The following is a 6,613-nucleotide window of genomic DNA, read 5'->3' as shown; positions in this document are numbered from 1 at the left end:
TTCAATAACTACGCCACATTCTCTGCAATCTGCTCTTCCAACTCCCGCGCCTTGCCATTAAGACTTTCCAGAATCTTACACATCCCTCATCTCCCCTCTACCACCAACTCCGGCGCACGACGCCGGGGGATTTCGTAAGTTAAGAAATCATACGCCAACTTGGTATTCGGGAAAATGGCTTGTGCTTCCGCCAGCAAATCCTCTAAGCCAATGTCATTTCCGGGTGCATAACGCGGGCTAAAATGGGTCATAATTAACCGCTTAACTCCAGCGCTTAACGCCACTTGTGCCGCCATCGTTGATGTGGAATGTAACCGTTCAAATGCCAGTTGAGAATCTTGATGAGCAAACGTAGCTTCATGAATCAACACATCAGCATCCTGGGCAAGGTCTACCGCTCCCTCACAATAAACCGTATCCGTACAGTAAACAAATTTACGTCCAACTTCAGGTTCTCCACACAAGTCTTTGCCCTGAATTTTACGTCCATCGTCTAGGGTGACGGTTTCTCCCCGCTTAAGTTGACCATAAATCGGTCCGGATGGAATCTTTAATGCCTTGGCTTTTTCCACATCAAATCGTCCCGGACGATCTTTTTCAACAATGCGATATCCAAACGCCGTCACACGATGTTTAAGCGCTCCACAGATTACCGTATATTCCTCATCCTCGTAAATAATGCCGGGGCTAACGGTGTGTACTTGAGTGGGAAATGAAAAACGAGTATGAGAGTATTTGCCGCACGCTTTTAAGTAATCATTAAGACCGGGCGGACCATAAATATCAACCCGATCAACATTACCCGCTAAACCACAGCTAGCCAGTAGTCCCATTAAGCCAAAGATATGATCACCGTGCAAGTGGGTGATAAAAATACGGCGAAGCTGGCTGGTTTTGAGTTCACTGCGTAAAAGCTGATGCTGGGTACCTTCACCACAGTCAAACAGCCAAAACTCTGCCCGTTGAGGGAGACGCAATGTCACACTGGACACATTGCGCGATCGCGTGGGTACTCCGGAACTGGTTCCTAAAAACGTAATTTGCACAGGCTTGACCTTTGAACCTCTCTCGGTAAACAGACTCCCCTATTCATGTTACAGTTTGTCATTGGTCATTGGTCATTGGTCATTTGCGATAATTGAACGGTGAGGTCGGGGCGGGTTTAATTACATCTGGGTGCAACCAAAAAGATAGTAGTGAAACCCGCCCCTACACAATCTTCCCTATCTGACACACCGAGCGTGTTACTGAGCGAAGCCGAAGGTTACTGAGCGAAGCCGAAGTAAGTCGAGGTGTTCCCCATCTCCCCTGCGATCAATCCACCTCAATTCGCACCGTTTGTACACCCCCTTCCACAGACACCTCAATCACTCTCGGTGGCTTAGGTTTGGGCAGAACACTGATTTCGCCATTGCTTTCTAAACGAGCCATTTCCACCTGCGTGGGTTCGGTGATTTTTCCCTTGAGACGCAACGATGACTCTAAATCTCTGTCACTAATATGACTTTTTCGCATCGCCTTGCGATTCACTTGACCCTGGCGAATTAACGTCCGAGGCTTACCCTTCACCCAAACATCAAAGCGTTCAATATGAAACGCCAGTGATGACACTAGCCCATGCATTCCCACTAATACTAACGCCGCGCCTAGTGTGGGAAAATAGGGCGCAGCGCCATTAATAGCACGACTCAAGGTAGACCCGAGAATCACACCCAGCAGCACATCCATCGCCGCATGTTTGCCGATAAAGCGGCGATCGCCAATCACCCGTACCATAATCAGTGCAGTCCCATAGATAACCCCTGCCCGTAATCCCATCTGCCACACATTAAGCGTTTGGGCTTCTAGCCCAAATGCCCAGCTAATTGTATCCCCAACTGTCTGCATCCTCTTAATCCCTGACTTTAACTTGACGGCTCAGATCCGATCAGCCGCACCGTAATCATGCCCGCTAAGATAATTAACCCAACATTAATCGCCAGCAACTCTAAGCCACCAACACCCCGAAGCGGATCATGGGACATAAACGCGATCGCAGCCGCCGCTGCAGCAGGTACTAATGCTAAAGCCGCAACCGTTCCCACTAATGTATCGACTTTCTGTTTCACTAAAGCAATAGTTCCAGACACACCTGCAGCCAAAGCCACCACAACACTGTACCAACCGGGTTCTACCCGTTCTTCCAATAGGGGTTTATTCAGGAGATTGTCATGAAAAGGCAGAATTTCGCTGGTGTTGAACACCCATACCGTCGCCATGGCTGAAATTGTCGCCACGAATAGCCCGACTATAGCCACAGTGAAACCCCGTAGCGCCAGCCTGGGTTGACCTGCAACTAGGGCAAAGGCTACTAATGATAGCGGTAGAAACGCTGGTGCAATAATCATCGAACCAACCAGAATTGGAATCGAATTAGTCAGCAAGGCAATGGCTGCCAAAACGCCAGACATGCCCATTAACACTAAATAAGAGGGTGAAAGCACCACTTCTTCCGAGAGTTGCTGGAGAATCTTGGGTTCAACGAGGGGTTGTTGGGAAGTTGGAATTAACTCGTTTGGTTTGTCAATCATTGGAAAATCGGGAACAGGGAACAGGGAATAGGGAATAGGAATCTAGGCAATAGGGAATGGGAAGGGAGAGATTTCCCCGACAGGAGATTATACCGTTGGGATCGCCCCCCACTAGCCGATGAGCAAGAAACATGTTAAAAATATGCCTGTCGATCTTTTTAAGGGATGCAATCTTCGCCAGAGAAAAAATCATCGTGCGGATTTTTGGTTCCAGTCTCGGAAACGGAATAATCTAGCGACGACCAAGATTGGCAATTCCATCTCTGTTAATTATGAAACCAAGAGTAGTCTTCGTGTGAGGAAGTTTTACAGATGACATCTAGACGTTTTCCCTTCATTGTGGTAAAGATGCTCAAGTTAATGATTCGCTCTCTTAGGCGTCATTGGTGGCTCTCCTTTTTATTGTGGATGATTTTAGTCAGTCCCGCCCAAGCCGTAACGGAATTGCGGGTGGCGATTGAAGAGGGCGTCAGTCGCGTTAAGGTAGGAAGTTCAACCAAAGCCATTGTTCGCGATAGCGCGGGTCAAACTGTGGGAGAACTTGCGCCGATGAATGGTTTTGACGCCCAATCGGGAGGAAGTGGGGTTCGTTTAGGGCGTTGGAGTTCGGGATCACTGTGGATTGAACCCACTGAGGATGGTTTGGTTTGGATCGGCGATCGCTGGTATCGAGGGCGGACTCGATTAGTGGCGACGGGTGGGCGATTAACGGTGGTTAATCATGTGGACTTCGAGCAATATCTCTACAGTGTAATTGGCTCAGAAATGAGTCCGAGTTGGCCCCAAGAAGCCCTCAAAGCCCAAGCGGTTGCGGCTCGTACCTACGCTCTCTATAAACGAGCTGAATCTGGGAATAGCGTCTACGATGTCGGTGATACGGTCAAGTGGCAAGTTTACAAGGGACTGGACACTGAAGCAGAAAGCACTCATACCGCTGTCAACGCTACAGCCGGACAGATTTTGACCCACAGCGGTGATGTGATTCTATCCGTTTTCCATTCCTCGTCTGGTGGACATACAGAAAATGTCGAAGATATTTGGAGTAAACCTCTAGCGTACCTACGAGGGGTTCCCGATTATGATATGGGCGCACCTGTCTTTCAGTGGACTCAAACCTTTTCCGGTAGCGAATTGGGACGCCGGATTGGTGGGGTTGGGCGCGTCACCTCTATGACCCCAGAACGCACGACTCCCCGTGGGCGGATTGTGACCATGCTAGTAAAAGGAACGGGCGGTAGTAAGCGGGTTAGTGGCAATGATATGCGTAAGGCGCTGGGACTGAAAAGCACGCTGTTTACAGTGAGTAACATGGGGGGAAGTTTTCAAGTCAGTGGTCGCGGGTATGGTCACGGATTAGGTTTAAGTCAATGGGGGGCGCATAATTTAGCGCAACAGGGTGTTAACTATCAACAGATTTTGAGTCATTATTATCAACAGGCAACTATTTCTCAGGTTCCGTAACTCCAGAAAAAGTACCGCAAAAAGGGGAAAGATTTCGGTCACCATTCCCACCAGTACCATTAAAAACTGCATTATTAGGGAATCCCCGACCACCATTACCGCCTATGGCTTGATTGTCAGTAAACATGGAGTTGTTGACAGTGACTGTTTTTTTATCGCGATGGAGTAACGTCCAGTCTTCAAACCTTCGCTAAAGTTAAGAGAGTCAACGGAAGAATAAATCCCTGCGATCGCGCCTTTTTTTTGGTATACTTTTATCTTATGAAAATGTGTCTGCCTGTAGATAGGGCTTCGGTTGCTGTTGAATGATGGTAACGGATTTGGCAGGAGGAGGTAACGGATGAATGGATTATAGGGATAGAATAGAATCGCTATAGATAAACTCTCACCCTACCCACCGATGAGTATCAAAGAATTGATTATCCAGGAAATCGATCAGACTCCAGAGTTTCTTTTGAAAGAAGTTCGAGTAGATGACGCTGCAACTGATCGGGTGTTTCGGTAAGTTGCTCGGTGATTTCATCAGGGATATCGATTGTAATTTGCATCGTGACTCTCCTCAATATCTCATGCTAATCTGTTGTAGATTTACTGTCAGTGACCCGGTTTGTCAAACCTACACTCTCCACTAATCCTAACTGAGTTCTAGCGCGATCACCCCTGCCTAAAACTCAATACTCTAATAGTGCGATCGCGTCACCTCAACTCTACCACCCTGAACCAAAGCCCAGTCAAGACTCCACCGACACAAGAGGCGCGATCGCCTCATTCTTATAGAAAAAGGTAGAGCAAAGTCTATCCACTAGAGGTAGAGTAGGAATAAGCCTTAAGCCTCTAAATCCCCACCTGATCAATCACCAATTCCCAATGAACTATGCAAGTTACCGAACAGCGATACTACTCGACCGAGGAATATCTAGCTCTAGAAGAGGAAGCAGACTACAAAAGCGAGTACATTGACGGTCAAATTTTTCCGATGGCAGGTGGCTCTACTAATCATAATCAAATTGCTGGCAATTTCTATGCTGAACTCAATTTTGCCTTCAAAAAACTCGATTACCGAGTCTTCATGAGTGATGTGCGTCTGTGGATACCTCAAAGACGCATCTATACCTATCCTGATGTAATGGTTATTGCCGGAGAACCCGACTATTACAATAATCGCACGGATACAATTACTAATCCTCAAGTCATTATCGAGGTTTTGTCAAAATCAACAAAGGGGTATGACCGGAGTGGAAAGTTTAGATTATACCGCACGATACCAACATTGGAGGAATACTTGCTGCTCGACCAAACTAAAATTTATGTAGAACATTTTTCTAAGACAGACGCGAAGCGATGGTCATTTCGTGAATATGATGAATCTGATCAAGCGATCGCACTTTCTTCTGTCGATTTGCAAATTTCCCTAGCCGATGCGTACAATAAGGTAAAATTTGAACAAGAGGAAGCTCAATCTTAGTAGAAAGATAACACAAGAGCGATCTCTACAACCCTTAACCCAAGCCTCCTCAAGACTCCACCGACACAAGAGGCGCGATCGCATTTCTCTCTAGAAATGCTGAATCAGTACGCCAATTCGTTTCATTACCCGCAGAACTTCGTACAACTCATTTTGCGGACGGGCAAAGATCGAAAAATCTGTTGACAAATCGTACAAAACAACTGGTTCCTTAACTAACTTGATAAACATACAAATAGATGAGCGCTAATTTTTAAGGACATAGAGAATGGATGATAAAAATAAGAATCCCCTGCCACAAAATGCAGGGGATCGAATTCAAAGCTGTTCGATTCTCTTTCCCGTTATTGGGGTCCGGGGGGTCTATCTTCTTTGAATGAGGCTAACCACTCGCGAACTTGACCCGCGGCAATATCGCGAGATCCGAGTCCAAACGCCAGCGCGATCGCGACAGCAATGGCGCCCAATAGTAAGCCAAAGGCTAAGTTGACAATATCGCCAGCGATACCCATTTGTTGTAGTGCCATTGCCACGGAAAAGGCAATAATCGCAATCCGAGCCGCTTGTGCCAGAATTTGGGATTGGCGCGATCGCGAGCTGGTAATCAAGTTAAAGGCAAGATTGGCGAAGTACAAGCCAACCGCAAAGACAATTAACCCGGCCAGAATCTGACCTGCGATGATAATAATCCCATTGACAATCAGGGTTAACGCTTCAAACTGCAAGACATCCACAGCCGCAACCGTGGCAAACAAGAGGATGGCGATGAATACAATAATACCCACCAGTTCTGACGGTGTACGAATGGAGGGAGTTGATTCAGATTGAAGCCGGGTTTCGGCTCCAGTCGGCGGAGTCGGTATGCCTAAATCGGGCTGTTCGGCAGGGGGGGGAGTGGGAGCAGGACGACTGGGGCGAGGTTCCGGTACACCGATCCAGCGATAAACATTGTTAAAGCCGATGCTGCTCAGAATATTGGTAACTAAATCCTTGATAAACTGACCCAATACATAAGCAATGAACAGAATCAAGGCTGCCGTAAAGATTTTGGGTAGAGCATCAAGAATCTGATTTAACATCGCGATCGCAGGCTCTGAGATCGCCTCAATCTGTAAGG

The 6,613-nt window shown here is 47.2% G+C and carries 7 protein-coding genes; 2 read left to right on the top strand and 5 right to left on the bottom strand.

The window, feature by feature from the left end; translation table 11 throughout:
* Positions 1 to 86: 86 nt before the first annotated feature.
* From ACLFWI_RS24280 to ACLFWI_RS24270, 3 genes are all read right to left on the bottom strand, one after another.
* Complete coding sequence (locus ACLFWI_RS24280; RefSeq protein WP_446406665.1) at positions 87 to 1,046, bottom strand: ribonuclease Z; 960 nt, start codon at positions 1,044 to 1,046, stop codon at positions 87 to 89.
* Positions 1,047 to 1,314: 268 nt separating this feature from the next.
* Positions 1,315 to 1,887, bottom strand: coding sequence for a DUF421 domain-containing protein (locus tag ACLFWI_RS24275; protein WP_446415057.1), 573 nt, complete (start codon positions 1,885 to 1,887; stop codon positions 1,315 to 1,317).
* 17 nt (positions 1,888 to 1,904) lie between these two features.
* Entirely contained in the window at positions 1,905 to 2,570 is a 666-nt protein-coding gene (locus ACLFWI_RS24270; RefSeq protein ID WP_446415056.1) for a DUF389 domain-containing protein, read from the bottom strand.
* Between the two features lie 312 nt (positions 2,571 to 2,882).
* Here ACLFWI_RS24270 and ACLFWI_RS24265 point away from each other — a divergent pair, with 312 nt between their 5' ends.
* On the top strand, positions 2,883 to 4,031 hold the full coding sequence (locus tag ACLFWI_RS24265) for a SpoIID/LytB domain-containing protein (RefSeq protein ID WP_446415055.1): 1,149 nt from the start codon (positions 2,883 to 2,885) through the stop codon (positions 4,029 to 4,031).
* A 419-nt stretch (positions 4,032 to 4,450) separates the two neighbouring features.
* On the opposite strand, the gene ACLFWI_RS24260 is transcribed toward ACLFWI_RS24265, so the two are convergent.
* The gene (locus ACLFWI_RS24260) at positions 4,451 to 4,579 is read right to left on the bottom strand and encodes a hypothetical protein (RefSeq protein WP_446415054.1); all 129 of its coding nucleotides are present in this window, start codon (positions 4,577 to 4,579) and stop codon (positions 4,451 to 4,453) included.
* Positions 4,580 to 4,905: 326 nt separating this feature from the next.
* Here ACLFWI_RS24260 and ACLFWI_RS24255 point away from each other — a divergent pair, with 326 nt between their 5' ends.
* Positions 4,906 to 5,496 carry a Uma2 family endonuclease gene (locus ACLFWI_RS24255; RefSeq protein ID WP_446415053.1) on the top strand — a complete coding sequence of 197 codons (591 nt, stop codon included), beginning with the start codon at positions 4,906 to 4,908 and terminating at the stop codon, positions 5,494 to 5,496.
* Between the two features lie 344 nt (positions 5,497 to 5,840).
* On the opposite strand, the gene ACLFWI_RS24250 is transcribed toward ACLFWI_RS24255, so the two are convergent.
* A partial coding sequence (locus tag ACLFWI_RS24250) for a mechanosensitive ion channel (protein ID WP_446415052.1) occupies positions 5,841 to 6,613 on the bottom strand: 773 nt, incomplete at its 5' end.

Origin of the sequence: Coleofasciculus sp. (assembly GCF_046539235.1) — a bacterium.
Lineage (GTDB): Bacteria > Cyanobacteriota > Cyanobacteriia > Cyanobacteriales > Coleofasciculaceae > Coleofasciculus.
Note: the sequence above shows the minus strand (reverse complement) of the source record. Positions and strands in the feature narration are given on the sequence as shown.